This is a genomic window from Streptomyces sp. NPDC058401, from assembly GCF_042722885.1.
Taxonomy (GTDB): Bacteria; Actinomycetota; Actinomycetes; order Streptomycetales; family Streptomycetaceae; genus Streptomyces.
Genome location: NZ_JBHXKA010000040.1, coordinates 36640 through 63267, shown reverse-complemented (window position 1 = coordinate 63267; position 26628 = coordinate 36640). Strand labels below are relative to the sequence as shown.

General features: G+C 72.2%; 23 protein-coding genes and 1 pseudogene. 13 read left to right on the top strand and 11 right to left on the bottom strand.

Annotated elements, in window-relative coordinates:
* On the top strand, nt 1-540 hold a 540-nt coding region (locus ACFWNV_RS17430), incomplete at its 5' end, for a PepSY domain-containing protein (RefSeq protein WP_383947174.1).
* Between the two features lie 69 nt (nt 541-609).
* Here the strand turns inward: ACFWNV_RS17430 and ACFWNV_RS17425 are convergent.
* From ACFWNV_RS17425 to ACFWNV_RS17415, 3 genes are read right to left on the bottom strand one after another with little or no spacing between them, the layout of a single operon-like run.
* On the bottom strand, nt 610-684 hold the full coding sequence (locus ACFWNV_RS17425) for a 50S ribosomal protein bL37 (RefSeq protein ID WP_383947182.1): 75 nt from the start codon (nt 682-684) through the stop codon (nt 610-612).
* Nucleotides 685-724: 40 nt separating this feature from the next.
* Nucleotides 725-1765 carry a methylmalonyl Co-A mutase-associated GTPase MeaB gene (gene meaB / locus ACFWNV_RS17420; RefSeq protein WP_383947171.1) on the bottom strand — a complete coding sequence of 347 codons (1041 nt, stop codon included), beginning with the start codon at nt 1763-1765 and terminating at the stop codon, nt 725-727.
* A 47-nt stretch (nt 1766-1812) separates the two neighbouring features.
* Nucleotides 1813-3009 (bottom strand): acetyl-CoA C-acetyltransferase, encoded by a 1197-nt coding sequence (locus ACFWNV_RS17415; RefSeq protein ID WP_383947167.1) that lies wholly within the window; start codon nt 3007-3009, stop codon nt 1813-1815.
* A gap of 136 nt (nt 3010-3145) precedes the next feature.
* Here ACFWNV_RS17415 and mce point away from each other — a divergent pair, with 136 nt between their 5' ends.
* Nucleotides 3146-3571 (top strand): methylmalonyl-CoA epimerase, encoded by a 426-nt coding sequence (mce, locus tag ACFWNV_RS17410; protein ID WP_383947164.1) that lies wholly within the window; start codon nt 3146-3148, stop codon nt 3569-3571.
* Here mce and ACFWNV_RS17405 read toward each other — a convergent pair.
* Nucleotides 3568-5115 carry an IS200/IS605 family accessory protein TnpB-related protein gene (locus ACFWNV_RS17405; protein WP_383947161.1) on the bottom strand — a complete coding sequence of 516 codons (1548 nt, stop codon included), beginning with the start codon at nt 5113-5115 and terminating at the stop codon, nt 3568-3570. The two genes, mce and ACFWNV_RS17405, sit on opposite strands and share 4 nt — an antisense overlap.
* Nucleotides 5116-5132: 17 nt before the next feature.
* Nucleotides 5133-5327, bottom strand: a pseudogene (locus ACFWNV_RS17400) (RNA-guided endonuclease TnpB family protein); the annotation flags it as partial.
* Between the two features lie 268 nt (nt 5328-5595).
* Between ACFWNV_RS17400 and scy the strand changes: the two are divergent.
* The 6 genes from scy to ACFWNV_RS17370 all read left to right on the top strand — a co-directional run bounded on the left by scy (nt 5596) and on the right by ACFWNV_RS17370 (nt 15497).
* The gene (gene scy / locus ACFWNV_RS17395) at nt 5596-10218 is read left to right on the top strand and encodes a polarized growth protein Scy (protein WP_383947158.1); all 4623 of its coding nucleotides are present in this window, start codon (nt 5596-5598) and stop codon (nt 10216-10218) included.
* A 202-nt stretch (nt 10219-10420) separates the two neighbouring features.
* Nucleotides 10421-11359: a cellulose-binding protein gene (locus tag ACFWNV_RS17390; protein WP_243336252.1), complete on the top strand. Its 939-nt coding sequence runs from the start codon at nt 10421-10423 to the stop codon at nt 11357-11359.
* 116 nt (nt 11360-11475) lie between these two features.
* On the top strand, nt 11476-12498 hold the full coding sequence (locus ACFWNV_RS17385) for an ABC transporter ATP-binding protein (protein ID WP_383947154.1): 1023 nt from the start codon (nt 11476-11478) through the stop codon (nt 12496-12498).
* Nucleotide 12499: 1 nt separating this feature from the next.
* Nucleotides 12500-13279 (top strand): ABC transporter permease, encoded by a 780-nt coding sequence (locus tag ACFWNV_RS17380; protein WP_383947150.1) that lies wholly within the window; start codon nt 12500-12502, stop codon nt 13277-13279.
* Nucleotides 13280-13446: 167 nt separating this feature from the next.
* On the top strand, nt 13447-14637 hold the full coding sequence (locus tag ACFWNV_RS17375) for an ABC transporter ATP-binding protein (protein WP_383947147.1): 1191 nt from the start codon (nt 13447-13449) through the stop codon (nt 14635-14637).
* Entirely contained in the window at nt 14634-15497 is an 864-nt protein-coding gene (locus tag ACFWNV_RS17370) for an ABC transporter permease (RefSeq protein ID WP_383947144.1), read from the top strand. Before ACFWNV_RS17375 ends, ACFWNV_RS17370 begins: the two co-directional genes overlap by 4 nt.
* 19 nt (nt 15498-15516) lie before the next feature.
* Here the strand turns inward: ACFWNV_RS17370 and ACFWNV_RS17365 are convergent, their stop codons facing one another.
* A complete protein-coding gene (locus tag ACFWNV_RS17365) occupies nt 15517-15858 on the bottom strand; it encodes an ATP/GTP-binding protein (protein ID WP_383947141.1) in 342 nt (113 codons plus the stop codon).
* Between the two features lie 242 nt (nt 15859-16100).
* Here ACFWNV_RS17365 and ACFWNV_RS17360 point away from each other — a divergent pair, with 242 nt between their 5' ends.
* Nucleotides 16101-17132: an LLM class flavin-dependent oxidoreductase gene (locus ACFWNV_RS17360; protein ID WP_383947138.1), complete on the top strand. Its 1032-nt coding sequence runs from the start codon at nt 16101-16103 to the stop codon at nt 17130-17132.
* Nucleotides 17133-17284: 152 nt separating this feature from the next.
* On the opposite strand, the gene ACFWNV_RS17355 is transcribed toward ACFWNV_RS17360, so the two are convergent.
* Complete coding sequence (locus ACFWNV_RS17355) at nt 17285-17677, bottom strand: SCO5389 family protein (RefSeq protein WP_327254974.1); 393 nt, start codon at nt 17675-17677, stop codon at nt 17285-17287.
* 220 nt (nt 17678-17897) lie between these two features.
* Here ACFWNV_RS17355 and nucS point away from each other — a divergent pair, with 220 nt between their 5' ends.
* The gene (gene nucS / locus ACFWNV_RS17350; RefSeq protein ID WP_383947135.1) at nt 17898-18569 is read left to right on the top strand and encodes an endonuclease NucS; all 672 of its coding nucleotides are present in this window, start codon (nt 17898-17900) and stop codon (nt 18567-18569) included.
* 46 nt (nt 18570-18615) lie between these two features.
* Here nucS and ACFWNV_RS17345 read toward each other — a convergent pair whose 3' ends face one another.
* The 3 genes from ACFWNV_RS17345 to ACFWNV_RS17335 form a co-directional block, all read right to left on the bottom strand.
* Entirely contained in the window at nt 18616-21534 is a 2919-nt protein-coding gene (locus tag ACFWNV_RS17345; protein WP_383947132.1) for an ATP-binding protein, read from the bottom strand.
* A gap of 205 nt (nt 21535-21739) precedes the next feature.
* A complete protein-coding gene (locus ACFWNV_RS17340) occupies nt 21740-22063 on the bottom strand; it encodes an STAS domain-containing protein (protein WP_243336243.1) in 324 nt (107 codons plus the stop codon).
* Nucleotides 22064-22222: 159 nt separating this feature from the next.
* The gene (locus ACFWNV_RS17335; protein WP_383947130.1) at nt 22223-23071 is read right to left on the bottom strand and encodes a 3-hydroxyacyl-CoA dehydrogenase family protein; all 849 of its coding nucleotides are present in this window, start codon (nt 23069-23071) and stop codon (nt 22223-22225) included.
* A 196-nt stretch (nt 23072-23267) separates the two neighbouring features.
* Here ACFWNV_RS17335 and ACFWNV_RS17330 point away from each other — a divergent pair, with 196 nt between their 5' ends.
* Nucleotides 23268-23840 (top strand): cob(I)yrinic acid a,c-diamide adenosyltransferase, encoded by a 573-nt coding sequence (locus ACFWNV_RS17330; RefSeq protein ID WP_383947128.1) that lies wholly within the window; start codon nt 23268-23270, stop codon nt 23838-23840.
* A 40-nt stretch (nt 23841-23880) separates the two neighbouring features.
* On the opposite strand, the gene ACFWNV_RS17325 is transcribed toward ACFWNV_RS17330, so the two are convergent.
* On the bottom strand, nt 23881-24447 hold the full coding sequence (locus ACFWNV_RS17325; protein WP_383947125.1) for a hypothetical protein: 567 nt from the start codon (nt 24445-24447) through the stop codon (nt 23881-23883).
* 172 nt (nt 24448-24619) lie between these two features.
* Here ACFWNV_RS17325 and ACFWNV_RS17320 point away from each other — a divergent pair, with 172 nt between their 5' ends.
* Nucleotides 24620-25840: a sensor histidine kinase gene (locus ACFWNV_RS17320; protein ID WP_383947122.1), complete on the top strand. Its 1221-nt coding sequence runs from the start codon at nt 24620-24622 to the stop codon at nt 25838-25840.
* On the top strand, nt 25837-26478 hold the full coding sequence (locus ACFWNV_RS17315) for a response regulator (protein WP_383947119.1): 642 nt from the start codon (nt 25837-25839) through the stop codon (nt 26476-26478). The genes ACFWNV_RS17320 and ACFWNV_RS17315 overlap by 4 nt, the downstream gene beginning before the upstream one ends.
* The last annotated feature ends 150 nt before the right edge of the window (nt 26479-26628 follow it).

Genomic DNA, 26628 nt, shown 5'->3' with positions numbered 1-26628 from the left:
TGTTGTTTTCCAGGCCCTTCTGGGGATAGGCGGTGGGCTCCTCCCAGCGGCCGGCCGATCGGACGAGTTCTCTCCGCGCCCCTGCGCGCCGCGGTCGATGCCGAGGGGGCCGCCGCGGCGGCCCTGAAGGGCCACCCCGGAGTCGTCGAGTCCCTCGACAAGGACGGCACCGTCTGGCACGTGAACGTGATCGGCAAGGACGGCAGCAACACGGAGCTGCTCGTCACCGCGGCCACCGGAGCGGTCGCCGTCGAGAACACGGACCAGAACGACGACGACGGGAACGAGGACGCCGCCCTGGTCGCCGCGAAGGTCACCGCCCAGCAGGCCATGAAGGCCGCCGTCGCCGCCCATCCCGGCCAGGTCTGGTCGGTGCAGTGGGACGACGACGACGACAACGGCGGCAAGCCCTACTGGGACGTGGAGATCAAGTCCGGCGGCAACACGACGAACGTCCACGTCGACCCCACGTCGGGCAAGGCCACCGTGTCCCACGACAACAACGACAACGACGACGACGAGAACGACAACAACAACTAGGACCCCGCACGCACCGAAGCCGCACCCCCTGGACGGGGTGCGGCTTCCGTGTGTGGTCAGTCGCCACGGTCAGGAGTTGGGACGCTTTCCGTGGTTGGCCTTCTTCTTCTTGCGGGCTCGCTTCTTGTTGCCGCGCTTCGCCATGAAACCTCCCTGCGTTGGGGCATTCCGGGCGTTCGCCAGTCTATGACCGGCCCGCGGACCCCGCATCCGGTTCCGCGGGATCCGCCGGTTCCGGCGCATGCGCCGCTTGCGTCGCTTCCGCCGCTTCCGTCAGGGTCGCCAGCAGCGCGTCCGAGGCCGCGTACGGATCCAGCTCCCCCGCCGCCACCCGCCCGGCCAGCGCGTCCAGCCGGGTGTCGCCGTGCACGTCGGCCAGCCGGGCCCGCAGGGCGGTGATCGCGATCGTCTCCACCTCGCGCGCGGCACGGGCAGTACGCCGCTGCGCCAGCACCCCGCGCTCGTCCATCCACGCCCGGTGCTTCTCCAGCGCCTCGACCAGCTCGTCGATGCCGGTACCGCGCGCCGCGACCGTCTTCACGATCGGCGGCCGCCAGTCGCCCTTGCCCCGGGACTCCCCCAGGCTCAGCATGTGGTTCAGCTCCCGGGCGGTGGCGTCGGCGCCGTCCCGGTCGGCCTTGTTCACCACGTAGACGTCGCCGATCTCCAGGATGCCCGCCTTCGCGGCCTGGATCCCGTCGCCCATCCCGGGGGCCAGCAGCACCACCGAGGTGTCGGCCTGCGCCGCGATCTCCACCTCCGACTGCCCGACCCCGACGGTCTCGACCAGGATCACCTCGCAGCCGGCCGCATCCAGCACCCGGATCGCCTGCGGGGCGGACCAGGCCAGTCCGCCCAGGTGGCCGCGGGTGGCCATGGAGCGGATGTAGACCCCCGGGTCGGAGGCGTGGTCCGACATCCGCACCCGGTCGCCGAGCAGCGCGCCACCGCTGAACGGCGAGGACGGGTCGACGGCCAGGACCCCGACCCGCTTGCCGGCCTGCCGGTACGCGGAGACCAGCGCCGAGGTGGTCGTGGACTTGCCGACGCCCGGGGAGCCGGTGAGGCCCACCACGTACGCGTTGCCCGTGAGCGGCGCCAGCGCCGCCATCACCTCGCGCAGCTGCGGGGACGCCCCCTCGACCAGCGAGATCAGCCGGGCGACCGCTCGCGGCCTGCCCTCACGGGCCTGGGCCACCAGCTGGGGGACGTCCACCGCCGTCATTCTTGCTGCGCTCCTCGGTTCTCGTACGGGTACGGGTACGGCTGCTGCTACGGGACGCGGACGATCAGGGCGTCGCCCTGGCCGCCGCCGCCGCACAGGGCGGCCGCGCCGACCCCGCCGCCGCGGCGCTTGAGCTCCAGCGCCAGGTGCAGCACCACGCGGGCGCCGGACATGCCGATCGGGTGACCCAGGGCGATGGCGCCGCCGTTGACGTTCACCTTTTCCGGGGTCACGCCGAGGTCCTTCATTGACTGCACGGCGACCGCCGCGAAGGCCTCGTTGATCTCGATGAGGTCGAGGTCCTCGACGCCCAGGCCCTCCTTCTTCAGGGCGTGCAGGATCGCGTTGGAGGGCTGCGACTGGAGCGAGTTGTCCGGGCCCGCCACGTTGCCGTGGGCGCCGATCTCGGCGAGCCACTCCAGACCCAGTTCCTCGGCCTTGGCCTTGCTCATCACGACCACGGCGGCGGCGCCGTCGCTGATCTGCGAGGAGGTGCCCGCGGTGATGGTGCCGTCCTTGGTGAAGGCCGGGCGCAGCTTTCCGAGGGATTCGACGGTGGTCTCGGCGCGGATGCCCTCGTCCTGCGAGAACACCACCGGCTCGCCCTTGCGCTGCGGGATCTCGACCGGGGTGATCTCGGCCTCGAAGACGCCGTTCTTCTGCGCGGCGGCGGCGCGCTGGTGGGAGGTGGCCGCGAACGCGTCCTGCGGGGCCCGCTCGATGCCGAGGCGGGTGTTGTGCTTCTCGGTGGACTCGCCCATCGCGATGTTCTCGAAGGCGTCGGTGAGGCCGTCGTAGGCCATCGCGTCGAGCATCTCGATGGCGCCGTACTTGAAGCCCTCGCGGGACTTCGGCAGCAGGTGCGGGGCGTTGGTCATGGACTCCTGACCGCCCGCGACCACGATGTCGAACTCCCCGGCGCGGATGAGCTGGTCGGCCAGGGCGATGGCGTCGAGACCCGACAGGCACACCTTGTTGATGGTGAGCGCGGGCACGTTCATGGGGATCCCGCCCTTGACGGCGGCCTGGCGGGCCGGGATCTGGCCCGCGCCGGCCTGGAGCACCTGGCCCATGATCACGTACTGGACCTGGTCGCCGGAGATCCCGGCCCGTTCCAGCGCGGACTTGATGGCGAAGCCGCCGAGGTCGGCACCCGAGAAGGACTTCAGCGAGCCGAGCAGTCGCCCCATGGGCGTGCGGGCCCCGGCGACGATCACTGACGTGGTGTTGTTCGTTCCGGACATGGAGCACAGCCCCTTGAGATGAGGAGTGAACGAGGGTTTACCCGAATGTACTGAGCGGTACCCGTGCCGTCACCGGCCCGTCAGTGTGATCGCGCGCACGTTGCGTAACCGCCTCCGGTAGCGCTGCACTGTGTCCATGCTGACAAGAATCGACCACATCGGGATCGCCTGCTTCGACCTGGACAAGACGGTTGAGTTCTACCGTGCCACGTACGGCTTCGAGGTGTTCCACTCCGAGGTCAACGAGGAGCAGGGCGTCCGCGAAGCCATGCTGAAGATCAACGAGACCTCCGACGGCGGAGCCTCGTACCTCCAGCTCCTGGAGCCCACCCGCGAGGACTCGGCGGTCGGCAAGTGGCTGGCCAAGAACGGCGAGGGCGTGCACCACATCGCCTTCGGCACCGAGGACGTCCAGGGCGACTCGGAGGCCATCCGCGGCAAGGGCGTCCGCGTCCTCTACGACCAGCCCCGCACCGGCTCCATGGGCTCCTCGATCACCTTCCTGCACCCCAAGGACTGCCACGGCGTCCTCACCGAACTGGTCACGAGCAACCATTCCTAGCCGGTGTGCAGGAGTGAGTCTTGGACCCGCTCCCCCTCACTGGGCGCATCCCGAACGGTTTTGGATGCACTGGGTCCCCGCGTTCTCTTCCCACTCGGCATCGGCTCTCCATGAAGCCGGTCCGTGATGGGCGGGCGGTTTCCCTCACGCCTGCGGGTGCCCGGTCCGGCCTGGGCGGTCCGATGCCCCACACGATCACTCCGGTCGTGTGGGGGCGGTGCCGTCCGTCGCCGGATCGGGTGTCCGAGGGCGCGTCGCCCGATCGCGATGCCCGCGGCATCGTGACGGGACATCTTTCGACGCGGGGTGACCAGCGGCTCTTGCCAGTACCGGCCTCCCCACAGGGACGTGTAAGCCGGGTCGACCGTGACGATCGAGAGACCGTGTGCTGCGGCCATCGAGACGAGCCGGGCCCTTGGCTTGCCGGTCGGGATGCCGGAGATGAGCTGCCGGAACCGTTTCCTGCGGCCGTGCTTCTCGCGGGTCTTCTCGGTGGTGAAGTCGAGGTCTTCGACCGCGATGGCCCGGACGCCGGCACCTTTCGCCCAGTGCAGCAGCCGGGTGATGGCATGGCGGATCTGGGCGTCGCGGTGATCAGCGGTGCCGGACAGGTCGTAGGGGAAGCGGTGCGGCTCGCCGACGGGATTGCTGTGCGGGTCGAGTCGGTAGGCGGCGAAGTGGTCGGCGTTGGTATCGACGCCGACCATGCCGTTCGCGCGGGCGGTGGCGAGCGGGACCGTCCGGACGACGGGGCGTTGCCAGGTCGCGGTCAGGTACCAGCGGCCGCGCTCCACATCCAGGTGGATTCGATAGGCCACGGCCCGGTTCGCTGCGATGCGGTCGGCCCATTCCTCGCCCCTGTGCGCGAACGCAATACGGCAGGCCAGGACATACCGGCCGCGTTTGGCGTTGGCCAGGTGGGCGAGCGCGGCCGGGAGCTTGACCGACACCTCGCCGTCAGGGGTGACACGGATCGTCTCGTTCCCGAACCGTTTCCCGGACTCGCCGTCAGCGGCCAGGAACCAGCGTTCGGCTTCCCAGCGGGCCCGCCACTGCTCCTCGGTGAGCTGGGCCTCGGTCAGGTGGTGGCGGGTCTTCGCCAGCCGCTTCCCGCCCCGGACCACCCGGACCCGACCGCCGGCAGCCCGCTTGCCGCCCTTCTCCCCGATGGGGAGGGCCAGGCGGTGGCGCAGTGTGCGAATGCCGGCGTCCAGATTCTGGATGTGCGCGGCCTCGCAACGCCGGGCAAGCGCCCATTGATCGTGGCCGGCCTTGGTGATCGCCCCGGCAATCCGCGACGAGGACTCCTTCGTCAGGTCCCGCTTACGGGCCGCCCACGTGTCGGTGGAGTGGCCGAGGCCGTCCGCACACCGCCGCTTGAGGTCACCGGAAGCCAGGGCGCCCTGAAGCGCGCCTACCAACCGCAGAACCCTCTCGTCCTCGGCGCTCAGAGCCTTGAGGCGGTCGCGTATCGCCACGCCTGACGGGCCGAGCGCCACGAACGAGGGAGCGATGGCGCGCAGCTTCTTGGCCGGATCAGTCATCCCGGGCTTCCGTAGCGCGTCTTCTTGATCACATGCTGGGCGGCCTGCGCGCCGAGGCCCCACCGCTCTTTGATCTCGGCGTAGGCGTACTCGCGCGTGTAAGCGCGCAAGGTCGCCGCGAGCGCCGACTCCTGGTGCGCTGTCGGCAGCAGCTTGACCTGCACCACGAGCTTCACGTCGACGACGGTACGTTCCAGCCCGGACACATGCATTCGAACACCGCAAATAAGCACTCCGCGGACCCGAAGAGCGAATCTCCCCGGGGTCAGCTCACCGGGGTTCCCGCACGAGGGCACTGATGTCCCGTTTCCCCGGCCGGTAGAGTGGCTTTGGCTCGGCCGGGGTTCGGTGCGGGGACGGGGTCGGGGCCTGTATCGCCCGACCCGGGATCTGACACCATTCCCCGGGGGCGTCGTTCAGCGGGCGGACGGCGCTCGTTTGGGATCGGGCTTGCGACCAGGGGACGGATGGGACCGCGCTGTGCGGGGCTACGAAAGCCAGGAGAGCCATCAGGCCGAGGCCGACCATCTCTCGCGCTTCGAAGCCGAGATGGAGCGGCTGAAGAAGGAACGCGGGAAGGCCGTCCAGCACGCCGATGACCTGGGGTACCAGGTCGAGGTGCTGCGCGCCAAGCTCCACGAGGTACGCCGCAACCTGGCGTCCCGCCCCGCCTACGACGGCGCGGACATGGGGTACCAGGCGGAGCAGCTGCTCCGCAATGCCCAGATCCAGGCCGACCAGATGCGTTCCGACGCCGAGCGCGAACTGCGCGACGTCCGGGCGCAGACGCAGCGCATCCTCCAGGAGCACGCCGAGCACCAGGCGCGGCTCCAGGCCGAGCTGCACGCCGAGGCCGTCAACCGCCGCCAGCGCCTGGACCAGGAACTGAGCGAGCGCCGCCAGACGGTGGAAGCCCACGTCAACGAGAACGTCGCCTGGGCCGAGCAGTTGCGCGCCCGCACCGAGGCGCAGGCCCGCCGGCTCATGGACGAGTCCCGCGTCGAGGCCGAGCAGACCCTCAACACCGCGCGCGCCGAGGCCGCCCGGGTCGCCTCCGAGGCCACCCGCAGGCTCGCCTCCGAGAACGAATCCGCCCGCGCCGAAGCCGAGTCGACGCTGCTGCGCGCCCGCAAGGAGGCCGAGCGGCTGCTGACCGCCGCCTCCGCGCAGGCCCAGGAGGCCACCGAGCACGCGGAGCGGCTGCGCTCCACCACCTCCGCCGAGGCCGAGCAGACCCGCCGCCAGACCATGGACCTGGGCCGGGTCGCGGAGCAGCGCACGCAGGAGGCCGAAGGGGCCCTGCGCGAGGCGCGCGGGGCCGCGGAGAAGCTCCTCGCGGAGGCCAAGGAGAGCGCCGCACGGCAGCTCGCCTCGGCGGAGTCGGTCAACGAGCAGCGCACCCGTACGGCCAAGGAGCAGGTGGCCCGCCTGGTCGGCGAGGCCAACAAGGAGGCCGAGACCCTCAAGGCCGAGGCCGAGCAGGCGCTCGCCGATGCCCGCGCGGAGACCGACCGGCTGCGCAAGGAGGCCGGCGAGCAGGCCCGTACGGCGGCGGCCGAGGACACGGCGGCCCAGCTGGCGAAGGCGGCCCGCACCGCCGAGGAGGTCCTGAACAAGGCCTCGGAGGACGCCCGCGCCACCACCCGGGCGGCGTCCGAGGAGGCCGAGCGGATCCGCGGCGAGGCCGAGGCGGAGGCCGAGCGGCTGCGCGCCCAGGCCGCGGCCACGGCCGATGAGCTCAAGGGCGCCGCGAAGGACGACACGGAGGAGTACCGGGCCCGTACGGTCGAGCTCCAGGAGGAGGCCCGCCGGCTGCGCGGCGAGGCCGAGCAGCTGCGCGCGGAGGCCGTCGCCGAGGGCGAGCGGATCCGCGGCGAGGCCCGCCGCGAGGCGGTCCAGCAGATCGAGGAGGCGGCCCGCACCGCCGAGGAGCTGCTGGGCAAGTCCCGCGCCGACGCCGACGAGGTGCGCGCCGGGGCGAACGCCGAGAGCGAGCGGGTCCGCGGCGAAGCCGTCGAGCGGGCCACCACTCTGCGGAGGCAAGCCGAGGAGACCCTGGAGCGGACCCGCGCCGAGGCCGAGCGGCTGCGCGCGGAGGCCGAGGAGCAGGCGGAGTCGGTACGGGCCGAGGCGGACGCCGCGGCGGCCGTGCGGCGCGAGGAGACCGAGCGGGCCCTGTCGGCGAAGCGGGCGGAGGCCGACGAGGAGCTCGTCCGGCTGCACACCGACGCCGAGGCACGCCTGGGGACCGCCGAGCAGACGCTGCGCGATGCCCGGGCGGCCGCCGAGAACATCCGCAAGGAGACCACCGAGGAGAGCGACCGGCTCCGCGCGGAGTCCGCGGAGCGCATCCGCACGCTGCAGGCGCAGTCCGAGGCGGAGGCCGAGCAGCTGCGCACCGAGGCCGCCGAGGACGCCGGCCGGGCCCGCGCGGAGGCCGAGCAGGCCGCCGTACGGCTGACCGGCGAGGCCGAGGCGGAGGCGGAGCGGCTGCGCACCGAGGCGCAGGAGACCGCGGACCGGCTGCGCGCGGAGGCCAAGGCCGCCGCCGAGCGGGTCGCGCAGGAGGCCGCCGAGGCGCTGGCCGCCGCCCAGGAGGAGGCCGCGAGGCGCCGCCGGGAGTCCGAGGAGACCCTGGCTTCGGCGCGTACGGACGCGGAGAGCGAGCGGGCGCAGGCCCGCGAGGAGAGCGAGGAGCTCCTCGCCCAGGCCCGCAAGCGTTCCGAGGACGCCACGGCCGAGGCCGTCTGGCTCACCGAGGAGGCCGAGCGGCGCGCGTCCGAGGTGGTCGCGGCGGCCGAGGCCACCGCCCAGCAGGTGCGCGACGCCGTGGCCGGGCTGCACGAGCAGGCCGAGGAAGAGGTCGCGGGGCTGCGCAGCGCGGCCGAGCACGCGGCGGAGCGCACGAAGACGGAGGCCGAGGAGGAGTCCGGCCGGGTCCGCGCCGACGCGTACGCGGAGCGGGAGCGGGCCACCGAGGACGCCAACCGGATCCGCACCGAGGCGCGCACCGAGACGGACGCGGCGAAGGAACTGGCGGCGCGCACGGTCGGCGACGCCATCGCCGAGGCCGAGCGGCTGCGCACGGACACCGCGGCCGAGGCCGAGCAGCTGCGCACGGACACGGCGGAGTACGCGCAGCGGGTGCGTACGGAGGCCACCGACGCACTGGCCGCCTCCGAGCGCGATGCGGCCCGTACGAAGGCCGACGCCCGGGACGATGCCAACCGGATCCGCGGCGAGGCCGCGGAGTCCCTGGAGGCCGCCCGCGCCGAGGGCGGCCGGATCCTCGCGGAGGCCACGGCCGCGGCGGAGCTGCGCACCGAGGAGACCCGCGCGGCCAACGAGGCCACGGTCACCGCGGCCGCCGCGGAGGCGGAGCGGCTGACGGCCGAGGCAGAGGCCGCCGCCGAGGCGACCCGTACCGAGGCCGCGGGCACGCTGGACGAGGCCCGCTCCGAGGCGAACCGGCTGCGCACGGAGGCCGCCGAGCAGGCGGACCGCCTGATCACCGAGGCCGCCTCGGAGGCGGAGCGGCTCACCGAGGAGACCCGTGCGGCCAATGCGCTGACGGTCGGTGAGGCCGGGGCCGCGGCCGAGGCGCTGCGGGCCGAGGCGGCCGCCGCCCTGGACGCGGCGAAGGCGAAGGCGGAGCAGCTCACGGCGCAGGCCGCGCAGACGCTGGCCGGGGCCGAGCGGGACGCGACGGGGATCCTCGTCGATGCGCGCACCGAGGGCGACCGGCTCGTCGAGGAGACGCGCACGGCGAACGAGGCCACCGTCGGCGAAGCGGCGGCGGAGGCCGACCGGCTGCTTGCCGAGGCGGCGCGCACCCTGGACGACGCCCGCGCGGAGGGCGGCCGGATCATCGGCGAGGCCACCGCGGAGGCGGACCGGGTCACGGTCGCGGCGAACGAGACCCTGGCGGGCGCCGAGCGGGAGTCCGAGCGGACGCTGGACGAGGCGCGCGCCGAGGCGGGCCGGATCCGTACCGAGGCCGCCGAGCAGGCGGACCACCTGGTCGGCGAGGCCGTCGCGGAGGCGGACCGGCTCACCGAGCAGACCCGCAAGGACACCGAGCGCACGGTCGGCGAGGCGGCGAACGAGGCCGAGCGGCTGCGTGCCGAGGCCGCCGAGGCGCTGTCCTCGGCGCAGGAGCACGCGACCCGTACCCGGTCCGAGGCCGAGCGGGTCAAGGCCGAGGCCGCCACCGAGGCGGAGCGGATCCGCAGCGAGGCGCGCACCGAGTCGGAGCGGGTGCTGGACGAGGCCCGCGAAGAGGCCAACAAGCGCCGCAGCGAGGCCGCGACGCAGGTCGACCGGCTCATCACGGAGGCCTCCTCGGAGGCCGAGAAGCTCACCGGGGACGCCCAGAAGCAGGCCCTGGCCGCCACGACGGCGGCCGAGGAGCAGGCGGACGCGATGGTCGACGCGGCCCGCAAGGAGGCCGCGCGGATCAGCTCGGAGGCGACCGTGGAGGGCAACTCCCTGGTGGAGAAGGCCCGTACGGACGCCGATGAACTGCTGGTCGGGGCGCGCAGCGACGCGTCGGCCATAAGGGATCGGGCGGAGGAGCTGCGCGGCCGCGTCGAGGCGGAGGTCGAGGAGCTGCACGAGCGGGCCCGCCGGGAGTCGGCCGAGCAGATGAAGTCGGCCGGCGAGCGCGTGGACAAGCTGGTGCGGGCGGCGACCGAGCAGAGCGTCGAGGCCGACGCGAAGGCCAAGTCGCTGGTGTCGGACGCGAGCAGCGAGGCGAGCAAGGTCCGCATCGCGGCGGTGCGCAAGGCGGAGGCGCTGCTCAAGGAGGCCGAGCAGAAGAAGGCCGAACTGGTCCGGGCCGCCGAGGGCAAGCTCGCGGAGGCCACGGCGGAGGCCGAGCGGCTCGTCGACGAGGGCCGCCGCGAGCTGGAGGTGCTCGTGCGCAGGCGCGAGGACATTCAGGCGGAGATCTCCCGTGTCCAGGACGTTCTTGAGGCGTTGGAATCATTCGAGGCGCCTTCGGGTGGCGGAAAGACCGGGGTCGGCGGCCAGGGCGCGGGGGGCGTGAAGGCCGGTGCGACAGCGGGTTCCACTCGTTCGGGTGGCAAGACGTCAGAGGGCTAGTCAGCACGCTCGACTCTGTGCTCCTGATGGAGGTTCAGGCGAACGAGTGACAAGCATTCTGTCGCCTTGCCACTCAAAAGGGGTGTCATTGTCCAGATCAAACGCGGATTGACTCGATGACACGCCGTCCTGGCGCCTAGGATTCCCCTTAACACCTAACACCCCGCGTAGCACCTCATCGGTCTCATTCGACAGGAACCCCATGAGCGACACATCCTCCCCCTTCGGCTTCGAGCTCGTGCGGCGTGGTTACGACCGCGGTCAGGTGGACGACCGCATCACCAAGCTGGTCTCCGACCGTGACAGCGCCCTCGGACGTATCAACTCTCTGGAAAAGCGGATCGAGGAGTTGCACCTCGAGACGCAGAACGCCCAGGCTCAGGTGAACGACGCCGAGCCGTCGTACGCCGGTCTCGGCGCCCGGGTCGAGAAGATCCTGCGCCTGGCCGAGGAGGAGGCGAAGGACCTCCGTGAGGAGGCCCGTCGCGCGGCCGAGCAGCACCGCGAGCTCGCCGAGTCGGCCGCCCAGCAGGTGCGCAACGACGCCGAGTCGTTCGCCGCCGACCGGAAGTCGACGGCCGAGGACGAGGGTGTCCGGATCGTCGAGAAGGCCAAGGGCGACGCCGCTTCGCTGCGCACCGAGGCCCAGAAGGACGCGGCCTCCAAGCGCGAGGAGGCCGACGCGCTCTTCGAGGAGACCCGCGCCAAGGCCGCCCAGGCCGCCGCGGACTTCGAGACGAACCTGGCCAAGCGCCGCGAGCAGTCCGAGCGCGACCTGGCCGGCCGTCAGGCCAAGGCCGAGAAGCGTCTCGCGGAGATCGAGCACCGCGCGGAGCAGCTGCGCCTGGAGGCCGAGAAGCTCCGTACGGACGCCGAGCGCCGCGCCCGCCAGACCGTGGAGACCGCGCAGCGCCAGGCCGAGGACATCGTGGCCGACGCGAACGCCAAGGCCGACCGGATCCGCAGCGAGTCCGAGCGCGAGCTGGCGGCGCTCACCAACCGCCGCGACTCGATCAACGCGCAGCTCACCAACGTCCGCGAGATGCTGGCGACGCTGACGGGTGCCGCGGTCGCCGCCGCCTCCGCGCCGATCGACGACGAGCCGGTCACCCGCGGCGTTCCGGCGCAGCAGAGCCGCTAGTCGTCGGAAGGCTTCCGGCACCAGTACGCGGAAGCCAATAATCCGCTTCGACACCGAGGGCCCTTCGTCACCTGTGAGAGGTGGCGTAGGGCCCTCGGGCGTTCTAGCGTGGCGGAATGATCGAGCTCGAGGGCCTTACGAAACGATTCGGCGCGAAGACCGCCGTGGACAACCTCAGCTTCCAGGTCAGACCGGGGGTGGTCACGGGCTTCCTCGGCCCCAACGGGGCGGGCAAGTCCACGACCATGCGCATGATGCTCGACCTCGACAATCCGACCAGCGGTACGGTCCGGATCGACGGGAAGCACTACCGGGACCTGCCGGAGCCGCTGAAGTACATCGGGGCACTGCTGGACGCGAAGGCGATGAACGGCGGCCGCAGCGCCTACAACAACCTGCTCTGCCTCGCCCAGTCGAACCGGATCCCGCGCAGCCGGGTCTCCGAGGTGCTGGACCTGGTCGGTCTGACGGCCGTGGCGAACAAGAAGTCCAAGGGATTCTCGCTGGGTATGGGCCAGCGGCTCGGCATCGCCTCCGCGCTGCTCGGCGACCCGGAGATCCTGATGTTCGACGAACCCGTCAATGGTCTGGACCCGGAGGGAATTCTCTGGATCCGCAATCTGATGAAGGGGCTCGCGGCAGAGGGAAGGACGATCTTCGTTTCTTCTCACCTGATGAGCGAAATGGCCCTGACCGCCGAGCATTTGGTCGTCATCGGACAGGGAAAGCTGCTCGCCGACCTGTCCATGGCCGATTTCATCCAGCAGAACTCCCGCAGCTACGTGCGCGTGCGCACCCCGCAGCAGGAACGCCTCAAGGACGTCCTGCACGAGGCCGGGATCGACGCGATCAGCGTCCCGGCCACCGGCGCACTGGAGATCGACGGCGTGGAGTCGGAGCAGCTCGGCGAGCTGGCCGCCCAGCACCAGATCGTGCTGCACGAACTCAGCCCGCAGCGGGCTTCACTGGAGGAAGCGTTCATGCGCATGACGGCGGACTCCGTCGAGTACCACGCCCACGCACCGGGGGTGTCCGGGTTCCCGGCCGGTCCCGGCATGGCCGCGGACAACCCGGCACGCCCGGCCGACGTACCCGCCTGGGGCGCCGGATTCGATGCTCAGCGCAAGGGCGGTAAGTGACATGTCCGCCTTCCCCGCCGTCCTGCAGTCCGAGTGGACCAAGATCCGTTCGGTCGCCTCGACCGTCTGGACCCTGGCCTCGGCCGCCATCGTCACCGTCGGCATCAGCTCCCTGCTCTGCATCTTCATCAACTCCTCCTTCAAGGACATGCCCCCGCAGGAGCAGGCCACCTTCGACCCGACCCTGGCCAGCTTCGCCGGCATGTCCCTCGGCCAGCTCGCGATGATCGTGTTCGGCGTGCTGGTCGTGGGTACCGAGTACAGCTCGGGCATGATCCGCACCTCGCTCGCGGCCGTGCCCCGGCGCGGCGGCTTCCTGGCCGGCAAGCTCCTCGTCGCCACCGGGCTCGCGCTGATCGTGGGTCTGATCACCAGCTTCGCGTCCTTCTTCATCGGACAGGCGATCCTGGGCGAGCGCAGCATCGGCATCGACGAGCCGAACGTGCTGCGCGCCGTCTTCGGGGCCGGGCTGTACATGGCGATGCTCGCGCTGTTCTCCATGGGCGTGGCCACCATGCTGCGCAGCTCGATGCTCTCGCTCGGCATCCTGATGCCGTTCTTCCTCCTGGTCTCGAACATCCTCGGGGCGGTCCCGGCGACCCGGAAGGTGGCCCAGTACTTCCCCGACCAGGCCGGTTCCAAGATCATGCAGGTGATCCCGGGGGCGATGGGCAGCGAGAAGGTGCCCTACGGCCCCTGGGGCGGTTTCGGGATCATGGCCCTGTGGGTGCTGGCGGCCGTGCTCGGCGGCTACCTCGTCCTCAAGAAGAGGGACGCCTGACGGAAGGAAACGGCAGGAAGACGGACGTCTGACGTAGTACGGGAGATCCCCGGGTCGGTTCTCAGGGGTAGCTCAGGGTCGGGGACGACGTGGAACCGCAAGGGACTGGATATCCTCTTAACCCTTACGCGGGCGAGAGTCGTCCCGGCCTGGCAAGGGGCAGCAAGATGATCGAGGCAGTCGGCCTGACCAAGCGCTTCGGCGCGAAGACCGCTGTCGACGACCTTTCCTTCCAGGTCAAGCCCGGTCACGTGACGGGATTCCTGGGGCCCAACGGCTCCGGGAAGTCCACCACGATGCGCATGATCGTCGGCCTGGACCGGCCCACCGCCGGCCGGGTCACGATCAACGGCCAGCCCTTCCGGGAGCTGCCGAACGCCCAGCGGCACGTCGGAGCCCTGCTCGACGCCAAGGCCGTCCACGGCGGCCGCCGGGCCCGCACCCACCTGCTGTCGATCGCCCAGCTCTCCGGGATCCCCGAGAAGCGGGTGGACGAGGTCCTGGGCGTCGTGGGCCTGCAGGACGTGGCCCGGCAGCGCGCCAAGGGCTTCTCGCTCGGCATGGGCCAGCGGCTCGGCATCGCGACCGCCCTGCTCGGCGACCCCCAGGTGCTGCTCTTCGACGAGCCGGTCAACGGGCTCGACCCCGAGGGCATCCTCTGGGTCCGCAATCTGATGCGCCGGCTCGCCTCCGAGGGCCGCACCGTCTTCGTCTCCTCGCACCTCATGAGCGAGATGGCCCTGACCGCCGACCACCTGATCGTGATCGGCCGGGGCCGGCTGCTCGCCGACATGGGCACCCAGGACTTCATCACCCACAACTCGGCCGGATTCGCCCGGGTCCGCACGGCCGACACCGACCCGGGCGGCTGGGACACCCTCGGCTCGGTGCTCACCAAGGCCGGCGGACGGGTCCTGCGGGAGCCCGACGGGGCGCTGCGGGTGACCGGGCTGGAGCTGCCGCAGATCTCCGACCTCGCGCACGCGGCCGGCGTACGGCTGTGGGAGCTGTCGCCGCACCGGGCCTCGCTGGAGGAGGCGTACATGCGGATGACGCAGTCCTCCGTCGAGTACACCTCCACCGAGGACCCCCGTGCCGAGCTCTGGGAGCCCGAACCGCTGAGCGTCCCCAAATGGGAGGAAGAGGCGGCGGCCGAGGCCCTCCAGGTCCCGCAGGCGGGCTTCTTCGCGCCCCCGCCGCCCGGGACCGGCAGCCGGCCGTTCCTGATGCCCGGCAGCCCCGGCGAGCTGGCCGGGGCCGGACCCGAGGCCGAACCGGGCGCCACGCGCTCCCCCGACCCGGTGCGCTCCCCCGACCCCGTGCGCACCCCCGCCCAGAAGCCCGAGGACACCCGATGACCGCCCCGACGACCGCGACCGCCGGGGACCAGGGCCCGGTGGGCTACACCTCGCCCCTGCCGACCCCCAGGCCGCACCTGGGGCACGCGCTGGCCTCGGAGTGGACGAAGCTGATCTCGGTGCGCTCCACGATGTGGACGCTCGGCTCGCTGGTGCTGCTCGTCGTGGGCATCGGCGGCACGGTCATCGTGCAGACCGGGGACGTGGACTACGAGCAGATGCCGTTCATCGCTCCCGCCCTCTTCGGGCTGCTGGTCGGGCAGCTCGCGGTGATGGTGCTCGGGGTGCTGACGATCACCTCCGAGCACGGCACCGGCCTGGCCCGCACCACCTTCACGGCCGCCCCCGACCGGTACCGGGTGCTCACCGCGAAGTACCTCGTCTTCGGCCTCACCGCGTTCCTCACCACGGCCGGGTCGGTCTGCCTGGTCGGGCTCACCGCCTCGATCCTGCGCGACGGCCCCGGCGCCGGGCCGCATCCGGCTTCCGAATGGGCCTCCGGCCTGGTGGGCAGCTTCTACGTCACCCTGCTCGGCGTGCTGGCCCTGGCGATCGGGGCGCTGGTGCGGCATTCGGCGGGGGCGATCGCCGTGATGCTCGGCGTCGTCACGCTGCCGCCGGTGATAGGGGCGGTGCTCAGCATCTGGGAGGCCGTCGCCCCGGTCGGCCGGACCCTGCTCAAGTACAACGTGCCGGTGGCGATGATGGAGCTGTTCGGGATGCCGACCGACGCCGCCGACCCGGCGTCGGGCAGCAGCATGGCGCTCCCGGGCAGCCTGCACCACATGGTCCTGATCCTGCTGGTGACGGGCGCCGCGGTCGCCGCCTCGTACGTGGTGGTCGGCCGCCGGGACGTCTAGGCCGTCGCTACCGGGACGGCTAGTGCTTGGGAGCGTTGCGGGACCGCTGCACCTTGGAGGTGCGGCGGTCCTTCGCGTTCCAGCAGGCCTTGTGCCAGTGCCGGCGGTCGTCGACCCCGCCGTACTCGGGCCAGGCCACCAGGTGCGGGGTGCCCGAGGGAATCTCCTGGTCGCAGCCGGGGCAGCGGTAGCGCTTGCCCGCGGCGCTCGCGCCCGCGACGTGCCGGACCTTCCAGTCCTCGCCCTGGTACTCCTCCGTGCGCTCCAGGCCGTACCGGTCCAGGCCGCCGGGGCCCGAGCCCTGGTCCGAACGATCGGCTGGATTCTCGCCGCCCCTGGGGCGGTTGTGGCGCGGTGACACGTATACCTCACGGATGGGCGGACGGCAGTGACTTTCTCCCAGACTACGCGCAGCGAGAGCGGGTACCCGCAGGGTGGCCGAAGGACGACCACCGGACTCGGCAGCCGGTCGGCGCGACTGGCCTGACAATCCCAATAACTTTCCGGTCAGGCCGTGCCTTTGGCACGTGTCAGACGTTGTTGCCGATGAGGAAACCGGTCCACCTGGGGGAGGCCGCGTCAGCCGCGAGGAGGCTAAAGGCGATGCGCGTAGGAGCATTTGTACTGGCAGCCCAGTTCCCGGGCCAGGGACAGGGCGAGGCACTGCACCGGGCGGTGCGGACCGCCGAGGTGGCCGAGGAGGCCGGACTCGACTCGGTCTGGCTCGCCGAACACCACTTCGTCCCGTACGGGGTCTGCCCGTCGGCGGTGACCCTGGCGGCCCTGATGCTGGGCCGCACCCGGCGGCTGCGCGTGGGCACCGCGGTGAGCGTGCTGCCGAACACCCACCCGGTGGCCCTGGGCGAGCAGGCGGCCCTGCTGCACCTGGCCTCGGAGGGGCGGTTCACCCTGGGGGTCGGCCGGGGCGGTCCCTGGGTGGACCTGGAGGTCTTCGGCGGTGGGCTCGACGCGTACGAGAACCGCTTCCCGGAGGACCTGGACCTGCTGCGCCGCTGGCTGGCCGAGCCGCGCGTGGGGGCACCCGCGGCGACGGCCGGCGGCCGGGACGGCTTCCGCGAAGTGGCCGTCGTACCGCGTGCGTCGGAGGCGCTCGACGGGGACGGGACGGGGCCGGAACTGATCGTCGCCTGCACCTCCCCCCGCTCGGTACGGCTGGCCGCGGAGCGCGGACTGCCGATGCTGCTGGGCATGCACTGCGGGGACGAGGACAAGGCCGCCATGGTCGAGCTGTGGCGGCGTACGGCGCGGGCCGCGGGGCGCTCGCCGGAGGCGGGGCACGTGTCGGCCGGGGTCTGCCAGCTGGCGGACCGGACGGCGGACGCCCGCGAAACGCTGCTGAAGGCGATGCCGGGCTGGCTCAAGCAGGGCCTGGACGCGCACGTCACGGTGGACGGACGGCAGCGGGCGATGCGGGACCCGGTGGCGTACACCGAGCTCCTGTGCGACCTGCATCCCGTGGGCACGCCCGAGCTGGCGGCCGACCGGCTCGCGGCCACGTCGGAGCGTACGGGCATCACGCGGTTCGCCCTGCTGACGGAGGGATCGGGCGATCTCGCCTCCACCGAGGAGAACCTCCGGCGCCTCGGCGCCGAGGTGCTGCCCCGGCTCGGCTGAGACCAGGGCTGCCGCTCCGTTGGCACCGGAGCGGCAGCGAGGTACCGGTCGTGCGGCGATACGGTCGTACGGCCGTGCGGTGGTACGGCAGTGCGGTGGTACGGCAGTGCGGTGATGAGGTGGTGCGCAGTGCGGTGGTGCGGATCCTTCTGCTAACAGTCGCGCATTTCGGGCGACTGGTTGAGCAGCTGACCACGGATCGAAGTGAACTTGGCCAGCCGGTCGTCCACCGCGGAGTCCAGCGGGAAGACCGCTACCCGGTGGCAGTTCTGGAATGCCAGGCGCACTCCGAAGTGGCGCTGCAGCGCACCCCGTATCGCGTCACTCGCAAGGGCACGCAGCAGCTGGCCACGCGCCTGCTCGTCGGGCGGCGGCGTCTGGTTGTCGGCGAACTGTCCGCCGTCCACCTTGAGCTGGGCCACCAGCGAGCTGATCATCTCCCATGCGTAGGGCAGGGAGGTCCGGACGCAGTCGACGAAAGCGGCTTCGTCGACCTCGCCTCGCTCGGCCTGTTCGAGTAGGGCCGGTGAGACGTCGAGCGACATGGGTTCTCCTCTCGCGACTCCGGCCGATTGGGTTGCCGGAGCCTTACGGGCAGGGAGGGAGATCGCGACGCAGTGTGCACGCTTCGCAACCTCCCGCTCACCACGGTAGGCGCCCGCTGGGTACCGCACCAGGAGAATGCGCATACAACGCGCCATCCTCGAACGGGGCTTTCGGGGGCGAATCGCGTGCAGGCCTTCTCGTCGAGTAGCGTTGCCGACCATGCGTCTCGTCATTGCCCGCTGCTCCGTCGATTACGCGGGCCGGCTCACCGCCCATCTGCCCTCGGCACCCCGTCTGATCCTCGTGAAGGCCGACGGCAGTGTCTCGATCCACGCGGACGACCGAGCGTACAAACCGCTCAACTGGATGTCCCCGCCCTGCACCCTCAAGGAGGGGAGCGGCGACGACGCCGGCGTCTGGACCGTCGTCAACAAGGCGGGCGAGAAGCTCATCATCACCATGGAGGAAGTCCTCCACGACTCCTCGCACGAGCTGGGCACCGACCCGGGTCTGATCAAGGACGGGGTCGAGGCGCACCTGCAGGAGCTGCTGGCCGACCGGATCGAGACCCTCGGCGAGGGCTACACGCTGATCCGCCGCGAGTACATGACCGCGATCGGACCGGTCGACATCCTGTGCCGGGACGCCAACGGCGGGACGGTGGCGGTGGAGATCAAGCGCCGCGGCGAGATCGACGGCGTCGAACAGCTCACCCGGTACCTGGAGCTCCTGAACCGGGACCCGCACCTGGCACCCGTCAAGGGCATCTTCGCGGCCCAGGAGATCAAGCCCCAGGCCCGCGTCCTGGCGAACGACCGCGGCATGGACTGCGTCGTCCTCGACTACAACGCGATGCGCGGCATCGAGGACGACAAGCTCCGCCTGTTCTAGAGCACGACGTACGCCGCTCCGACGGCGGGCCCCGGAGGGCCTGCCGTCAGGGGGCGGCGTTCTGCGTTCCGCCCGTCTCCGCCACCGGGGGCTTCGGCTCGTCGGTCGGATCCGTCTTCGAGGGGCTCGGCGACGGGGTCGCGGACGGGCTCGGGGAAGCCGGCGGGGTGCTCACGGGCGGGGCCGAGCTCGACGCCGGCGGCGAGGTCGGGCTCGTCGGGGTCGACGACGAAGGAGTCGGCGTCGGAGTCGGCTTGCCCGAAGGGGACTTGCGCGGCGACGGGGTCGTGCCCGGTGCCTGCGCGGTCGGGGACGAGGCCTCCGGCTGCGGCGCGGGATCGCTTCCGCTCGGACCCGGAGTACTCGGCTGCGCCTCCTCCTCCGAGCTCGGGGTCGTGGAGACCGCCGGCGCCTGCGCCGGAGGCTTCTCGTCCGTGTTCATCGCCAGTGCGACCACCGTGCCCAGCACCACGGCGCCCACCGCCCCGGCCGCGGCCAGCAGCAACGGCTTGCGGCCCCGCCTCGGCTTCTGCGCGGGCAGCGGCTTGGGCGCGGGGGCCGGCTCGGGGGTGAGCGGGAAGGCGTCCTCGAACACCTCGGCCAGGGTCGCCGGCGCGACGGAGCCGGGCGGCGCCACCGCGGGCACGACCGTCGTGAAGGCCTCCGGGGGCCGCGGCGCGGCCCGCTCGGGCACGGGGCCCTCCCCGGGCAGGGCAGCGAGGGCCTTCGACAGGGTCGCCGGAGTCACCGGAGCCGCGGGAGCCACCGGAACCCCGGCAGCGGACGGCTTCCCGGGAGCACCCGGAACACCGGGAACACCGGGAACACCCGGAACCGACGGCACCCCCGCAGCACCAGCACCAGCACCAGCACCAGCACCAGCACCAGCACCAGCACCAGCACCAGCAGCCAACGAAGTCCCCGCAGCACCGGAAACGCCCGGACCGCTGCGCACCTCAGGGAACGGCATGGCCCCGGCAGGCCTGGCGGCCCCGGAAACTCCGGGTACGGGAGGAACCTGCGCAGCACCGGCGGCCCCGGGCAGTCCCGGAAGCCCGGGAGGCAGCGCGGCCCCCGCAGCCCCGGGGACCGGCGGAGCACCCGGACCGCCGAGAACCGGCGGGACGCCGGCCATGCCCGGCACGCCCGCACCACCCGGTGCCCCGGCAACCGGCGGAACACCCGCAGCAGCCACGGCACCCGCGATGCCCGACAGACCCGCCACACCCGGTATCCCCGCCACACCGGCGACACCCGCAGCCGGCCCGGCCGCCCGCGCCGCTCCCCCGGTCCCGCCACCGGCCTCGGCCGCGGTCGGCGGAGCCAGCCGCAGCGGCGGCGAGACCTGGGTCTCCGCCGCCTCCCGGTCGGTGACCAGGGCCAGCGCACGCCGTCCCGCGACGGTCCCCCGCTTGTCGGCCAGCGCACCGCGCAGCCCGGTCGAGGCCTCCAGCTCGGCCCGCGCCCGGTCGAGGCGGCCCTCGCACAGGGCCAGTACGCCCAGCTCGTGGTGGAAGTACGCCTGCTCCGCGACCTCGCCGGCCTTGCGTGCGGCCTCCGCGCCCGCGCGCAGCACCCGCTCCCAGGCCTCCCAGTGCAGGGAGGCCGCGAACGCCGGAGCCGCCGTCCGCGCCAGCAGTACCGCGGCCACCACATCGGCGCCGGCCAGCGCCGCGAGCACCGCGTCGGCCTCCGCCGCGACCCGCCCGGGGCTGACCGAGGTGTGGCCGGTCCACCAGGCGTAGTGCCGGGCGGCCGTACGGGCTTCCTCGGCCGCGGTGTCCCCGTAGCCGATGTCCTCCAGCTGTCGTGCGACCCCCGCGGCCAGCTGGTAGCGCGTCCCGACGGGGCTCAGCAGCCCGCATTCGAGGAGTTCCGCGAGGGCCGTGTCGGCGTGCGTGTCGCCGACCAGCGCGGGCAGGTGTGCGTGGTGCGGCACCTCTCCGCCCAGCGCGCAGGCGATCCGCAGCGCGGCCCGCGCCGACTCGCTGACCCGGGAGGCGAGCAGCTCCGCCGGGGCGGCGGCCTCGGCCAGCGTGGGCAGCGGCACGAAGACGGTGTCGCGCGGCTTCTCCTCGAAGACGCCGGGCTCTTCCCCGTCGTCGCCTTCGCCCTGGTCGGCGCGGTTGAGTTCGTCGCGCTGTCGCAGCAGTGCGGCCGCCTGGACGAAGCGCAGCGGCAGTCCCTCGGAGGCGAAGCTCAGGTCGCCCGCCCAGGCCGTTTCCTCGTCGGTCAGGGCCCGTCCGGTGCCCGCTTCGAGCAGGGCCACGCAGTCGGCGCGGGGCAGCCCGCCGAGGAAGACCTCTTCGAGGTGCGAGTCGTCGGAGGGGGCGCGGGTGTCGGGGGTGGCGGCCAGCAGGTAGGCGCACTCGGGCGTGGCCCGCAGCAGTTCGTCGAGGGCGGTGCCGCCCATTTCGAGGTCGTCGACGAGGACGACGGCGCCTATCTCCGCGACCCGGGCGAGGAGCCCGGAGCGGTCGGGGCGCTCGGCCGGGGCTTCGTACACGGTGGCGTACAGCGCCTGGAGCAGCTCGCCGGGCTGCTGGTGTCCTTGGGCGCAGAGCCGTACGACCCCGTCGGGGGCGAGGTCCGCGCAGGCGTCGGCGACCGCGTCGAGCAGCGCCGTGCGTCCGGATCCGGACGGTCCGGTCAGCCGTACGGAGCGGCCGCGCGCGAGGAGGCGTACGAGGCGGTCGCGCTCTTCCTCGCGGCCCAGCAGGGTCCGCGCACCGGCGGGGGCGCCCGGCGGTACGGGGGGCCGTGCGGCGGCCGCCGCGGAGGCGCGGGCGGCGGGGGTGCGCTTGACGGGGGTGGGGGCGGGCTCGCCGCCGGGGCGGTGCGTCCGGACGATCTCGCTGCCGTCGACGGGGTTCACGGTGAGGGTAAAGTCCCCGGACGTGAGCGTCACCACGCGCGCCGGCTGCTCCGCCGGCTCGGCCTGCCCCTGTGTGCTGCTCCGGTCCATGACCAAGTCCCCCGATCGCGCCGTGCGCCGTGCGCCGTCGTCCCGCCCGGCCTTCGCACGCCGCTGTCGCTACTGGTCCGGTTTCCGCCCGAACCCTAGACCGTGCCCGGCCGGAGGTGAACCGCAGGGGTGCCTTCACCACCGGACCGTTACGTTTGCGCAGGCCCTGCAAAGGAAACCGCCGCGCGTGAACCGCGTACGGGTGTCACGCGCGGGGCAGTGACTCCGCTTCCAGGCCGCCCTCGATCGCGAGGATCCGGTGCAGCCGGGTGGCCACGAGCAGCCGCTGCATCTGCGGCGGCACCCCGCGCAGGACGAGCCGCCGGCCGGTCCGGCCGGCCCGGCGGTGGGCGCCCATGATCACGCCGAGGCCCGTCGCGTCCCAGGAGTCGAGCCCGGTGAGGTCCAGCACGAGGTCGCCGTGACCGTCGTCGAGGGCGGTGTGCAGGACCGTACGGGCGTCCGCCGCGCTGCGCACGTCGAGGCGGCCCCCGACTGCGAGTTCGGCGTGGTCGCCCCTGATGTGCATGTGTACTCCCGGCAGCGCGGTACTGATTGCTTATGGTCCGACTGGTCCGTGGTCGGCAACTCTCACTGCAACTGACTGCCTCAGGGGCAGGGAAGTTGTCGACCGTGAGCGAACCGATACCTAATTCACCCCTGGGGGTGCAGGCCTTCGAACTGGTGCTCAGTGCTTGTAGAAGCCCTGACCGCTCTTGCGGCCGATGTCGCCCGCGTCGACCATGCGGCGCATCAGCTCCGGCGGCGCGAACTTCTCGTCCTGCGATTCGGTGTAGATGTTGCTGGTGGCGTGCAGCAGGATGTCGACGCCGGTGAGGTCCGCGGTGGCCAGCGGGCCCATCGCGTGCCCGAAGCCGAGCTTGCAGGCGATGTCGATGTCCTCGGCCGACGCGACGCCCGATTCGTACAGCTTCGCGGCTTCGACGACCAGGGCGGAGATGAGACGGGTCGTCACGAATCCGGCGACGTCGCGGTTGACGACGATGCAGGTCTTGCCGACGGACTCGGCGAACGCCCGGGTGGTGGCGAGGGTTTCGTCGCTCGTCTTGTAGCCGCGCACGAGCTCGCACAGCTGCATCATCGGGACCGGCGAGAAGAAGTGCGCGCCGACGACCCGCTCCGGACGCTCCGTCACGGCCGCGATCTTGGTGATCGGGATGGCGGAGGTGTTGGAGGCGAGGATCGCATCCTCGCGCACGAGCTTGTCGAGCGCGCGGAAGATCTCGTGCTTGACCTCGAGCTTCTCGAAGACGGCCTCGACGACGATGTCGGCGTCGGCGACCGCTTCCAGCTCGGTGCTCGTGGTGATGCGGGCGAGCGCCGCCTCGGCGTCCTCGGCCGTCAGCTTGCCCTTGGCGACGAACCGGTCGTAGGAGGCCTTGATCCCGTCGGTGCCGCGGGTCAGGGCGGCATCGGTGACATCGCGCAGTACGACGTCCCAACCCGCCTGAGCAGAGACCTGCGCGATTCCGGAACCCATCAGTCCGGCACCGATGACGGCGAGCTTCCCAGCCACTGCACACCCCACGTTCTTCTCTGGACACGGCCTCGGATACGGCACAGCCTCGTTCGTTCTCCGGCGGAGACTAGCGTCCACGAGGGGCCCAGTGACCGCGAAGTAACACGCGTCACGTCTCAGATGACGGACATCACACCGGGACGGCCCAGCAGTGCGCCGGGGGGCCGCAGTTGACCGCCACTAGGGTGGCGGCATGGTGAACCTCACGCGCATCTACACCCGCACCGGCGACAAGGGCACGACCGCGCTCGGCGACATGAGCCGCACGGCCAAGACCGATCTGCGGATCTCCGCGTACGCCGACGCCAACGAGGCCAACGCGGCCATCGGGACGGCCATCGCTCTCGGCTCGCTGCCCGCCGATGTCGTGAAGGTCCTGGTCCGTGTGCAGAACGACCTGTTCGACGTGGGCGCCGACCTCTGCACCCCGGTTGCCGAGAATCCCGAGTACCCGCCGCTGCGCGTCGAGCAGTTCTACGTGGACAAACTGGAGGCTGACTGCGACCTCTTCAACGGCGAACTGGAGAAGCTCCGCAGCTTCATCCTCCCCGGCGGCACCCCCGGCGCGGCCCTCCTGCACCAGGCCTGCACGGTGGTCCGGCGCGCCGAGCGCTCCACGTGGTCGGCCCTGGAGGCACACGGCGAGGTCATGAACCCGCTGACGGCCACCTACCTCAACCGCCTCTCCGACCTCCTCTTCATCCTGGCCCGCACGGCCAACAAGGAGATCGGCGACGTCCTGTGGGTCCCGGGCGGCGAGCGCTAGAGCCAGACCCGGGGGGCGGACGGCACTTTGACGACAGTTGCTAGGACGCGTCCACCGAGTCGCGCACGGCGGACTTCGCCGGTGCCCGCTTCGGCCACACCGTGTAGGTGACGGCGATCAGGGCGTGGATGCCGACCACCCGCAGGGCCGTGAGCTGCCATCCGCGCAGCACCGCGGTGTCGCCCGAGCCGCCGACGTACCAGATCGCGGCCTGGAGCAGGCCGGCCGCGACGGCCGCCGCGAGGAGGGTCCGCGCGACCAGCTTCCACTCGTGGAGGGCCCTCGCCCCGCCGTGACCGGCGCCGGCCGGCTTCGGACCCCCGGCCAGCCGGTACGCGGCGTGGCCGTCGAGCCAGCGCACGGTGTAGTGCCCGTAGGCGACGGTGTAGCCGAGGTACAGCGCGGCGAGTCCGTGCTTCCAGTCCGGCTCGGCGCCGCCGCGCAGGTCCACCGCGGTGGCCGCCAGCAGGGTCAGCTCCAGGAGCGGCTCGCACAGCAGGACGGCGGCGCCGGTCCTCGGCATCTTCGCGAGGTAGCGCAGGGCCAGGCCGCCGGCGAGCAGGACCCAGAAGCCGATTTCACAGGCGATGATCAGGGTGACGAGCACGGGAGTCTCCGTTCCTGCGGTGGGGAGGATGCCTCCAGCTTGCCGTCCGGTGCGCGCCGTTTCCTCGTCGCCAGTGACGAATGCCGCGGGGGCCGCCTGCATCCTTCGATGTACGGGCCGGTCCGAAAAGGCGGCCTCGATGGCGACGCCCGGCCCGGCCGCAGCCTGTTGGATGGGGCTCGTGACCTTGAAGATCCCGCCACCGCACCGCCACGACGTGCTGCTCGCCGTGATCAGCGTGGCCGCCGGCCTGCTCCTGTGGTCGCTCGGGGTGCACAGCTCCCCCACCCGGGACCTGCTCCCGGCTTGGGCCGCCCTGGTGCCGCTCCTCGCGCTGGGCGCGATGGAGCTGCTGCGCCGCAGCAGGCCCCGGGTGACCCTGGCGGTCGGTACGGCGGGGCTGATCGCCGACCAGTTCACCGTGGGGAACCTGGCCACCGTCCTGATCTTCACCGACCTGATGTACGCGGCCGTGGTCTACGGCACACCGGCCTTGGCCCGCCGCCTCCCGGTCCAGACCGGCCTGATCACCATCGCCGTGACCATCGCCTCCGTGGCCTGGCTGCGGACCCCGCAGGCCCTGTTGATCGGCGTGGTCACGGGCATCGTCAGCTTCGGCCCGGCGCTGACCGGGGCCACCCTGCGCAACCACCGCGAGGCCGCCATCGCCTCCCGGCTGCGCGCCGAGCAGACCGCGCTGCTGGCCGAAATGGACCGGTCGCAGGCGGTGGTCGCCGAGCGGGCGCGGATGGCCCGGGAGCTGCACGACATGGTGGCCAACCACCTCTCCGCCATCGCCATCCACTCCACCGCCGCGCTCTCCATCGACTCCCCCGCCACCAGCCGCGAGGCGCTCGGGGTGATCCGGGAGAACAGCGTCCAGGGACTGGCCGAGATGCGCCGCCTGATCGGGCTGCTGCGGGACGCGGGCGCCGGGCAGGAGGCCGTCGCCACGCCCTCGCTGGACGGGCTGGACGCCCTGCTGGAGCAGGCCCGGACGAACGGGGCCGCGAGCGGGCTGGACTTCGTGCTCCTCGACGACCGGCCGTCCGGGCAGCCCCTGCCCGCTCCGGTGGAGCTGGCGGCGTACCGGATCGTCCAGGAGTCGCTGACCAACGCCCTCAAGCACGCCGCTCCGGGCACGGTCACCGTCCGCCTGGCCCGGGACCGCGCCACGGGCGGCGGCCGGGGCGGGGCGCTGCACGTCGGGGTCGACTCCCCCTACGGGGAGCGCCCCGGCCCCCGCGCGCCCGGCTCCGGAGCCGGGCTGATCGGCATGCGCGAGCGGACGGAACTGCTGGGCGGGGCATTCGAAGCGGGCCGCGCGGACGCGGTCTGGCGGGTCCGGGCGACACTGCCCGTGGACGAGGAAGAAGGGGCGGTACGGGCATGACGATCAGGGTCGTGGTGGCGGAGGACCAGAGCGCGGTACGGGCCGGGCTGGTCCTGATCCTGCGCAGCGCCGGCGACATCGAGGTGGCGGGCGAGGCCGCGGACGGGGAGGAGGCCGTGCGCCTGGCCCGCGAGCTGCGGCCCGATCTGGTGCTCATGGACGTCCAGATGCCGCGCCTGGACGGGGTCTCGGCGACCCGTCAGGTGGTCGCGGAGGGTCTGGCCGACGTCCTCGTGCTCACCACCTTCGACCTGGACGAGTACGTCTTCGGCGCGCTGCGCGCGGGTGCGTCGGGCTTCCTCCTGAAGGACGCGGACGCGGCGCAGCTGATCGCGGCGGTACGGACCGTCGCGCGCGGGGAGGGCCTGATCGCCCCGGCGGTGACCCGCCGGCTGATCGCGGAGTTCGCGGATCCGCGGCCCGTACGGGTCCCGGTACCGGCGGCGGTGGAGTCGCTGACCCCGCGCGAGCGGGAGGTGCTGGGGTGCCTGGGCGAGGGGCTGTCGAACGCGGAGATCGCGGTGCGCCTGGAGATGGCGGAGGCGACGGCGAAGACCCACGTCAGCCGGGTGCTGGCCAAACTGGAGCTGCGCAGCCGGGTTCAAGCCGCAGTGCTGGCACAGGAGTTGGGGCTCTAGCCGGATCCGGCCGGAAATTCATCAGAGGTTGCTATGGGAGGTCTGGACCTCTTGACGGTTGGTCCAGACCTTTCTACTCTCACGCACAACTGTGGTGAGCGTGCCATGACAAAACGTCATACGGCGCACTCACGGGCGGCGCAGGTCCCA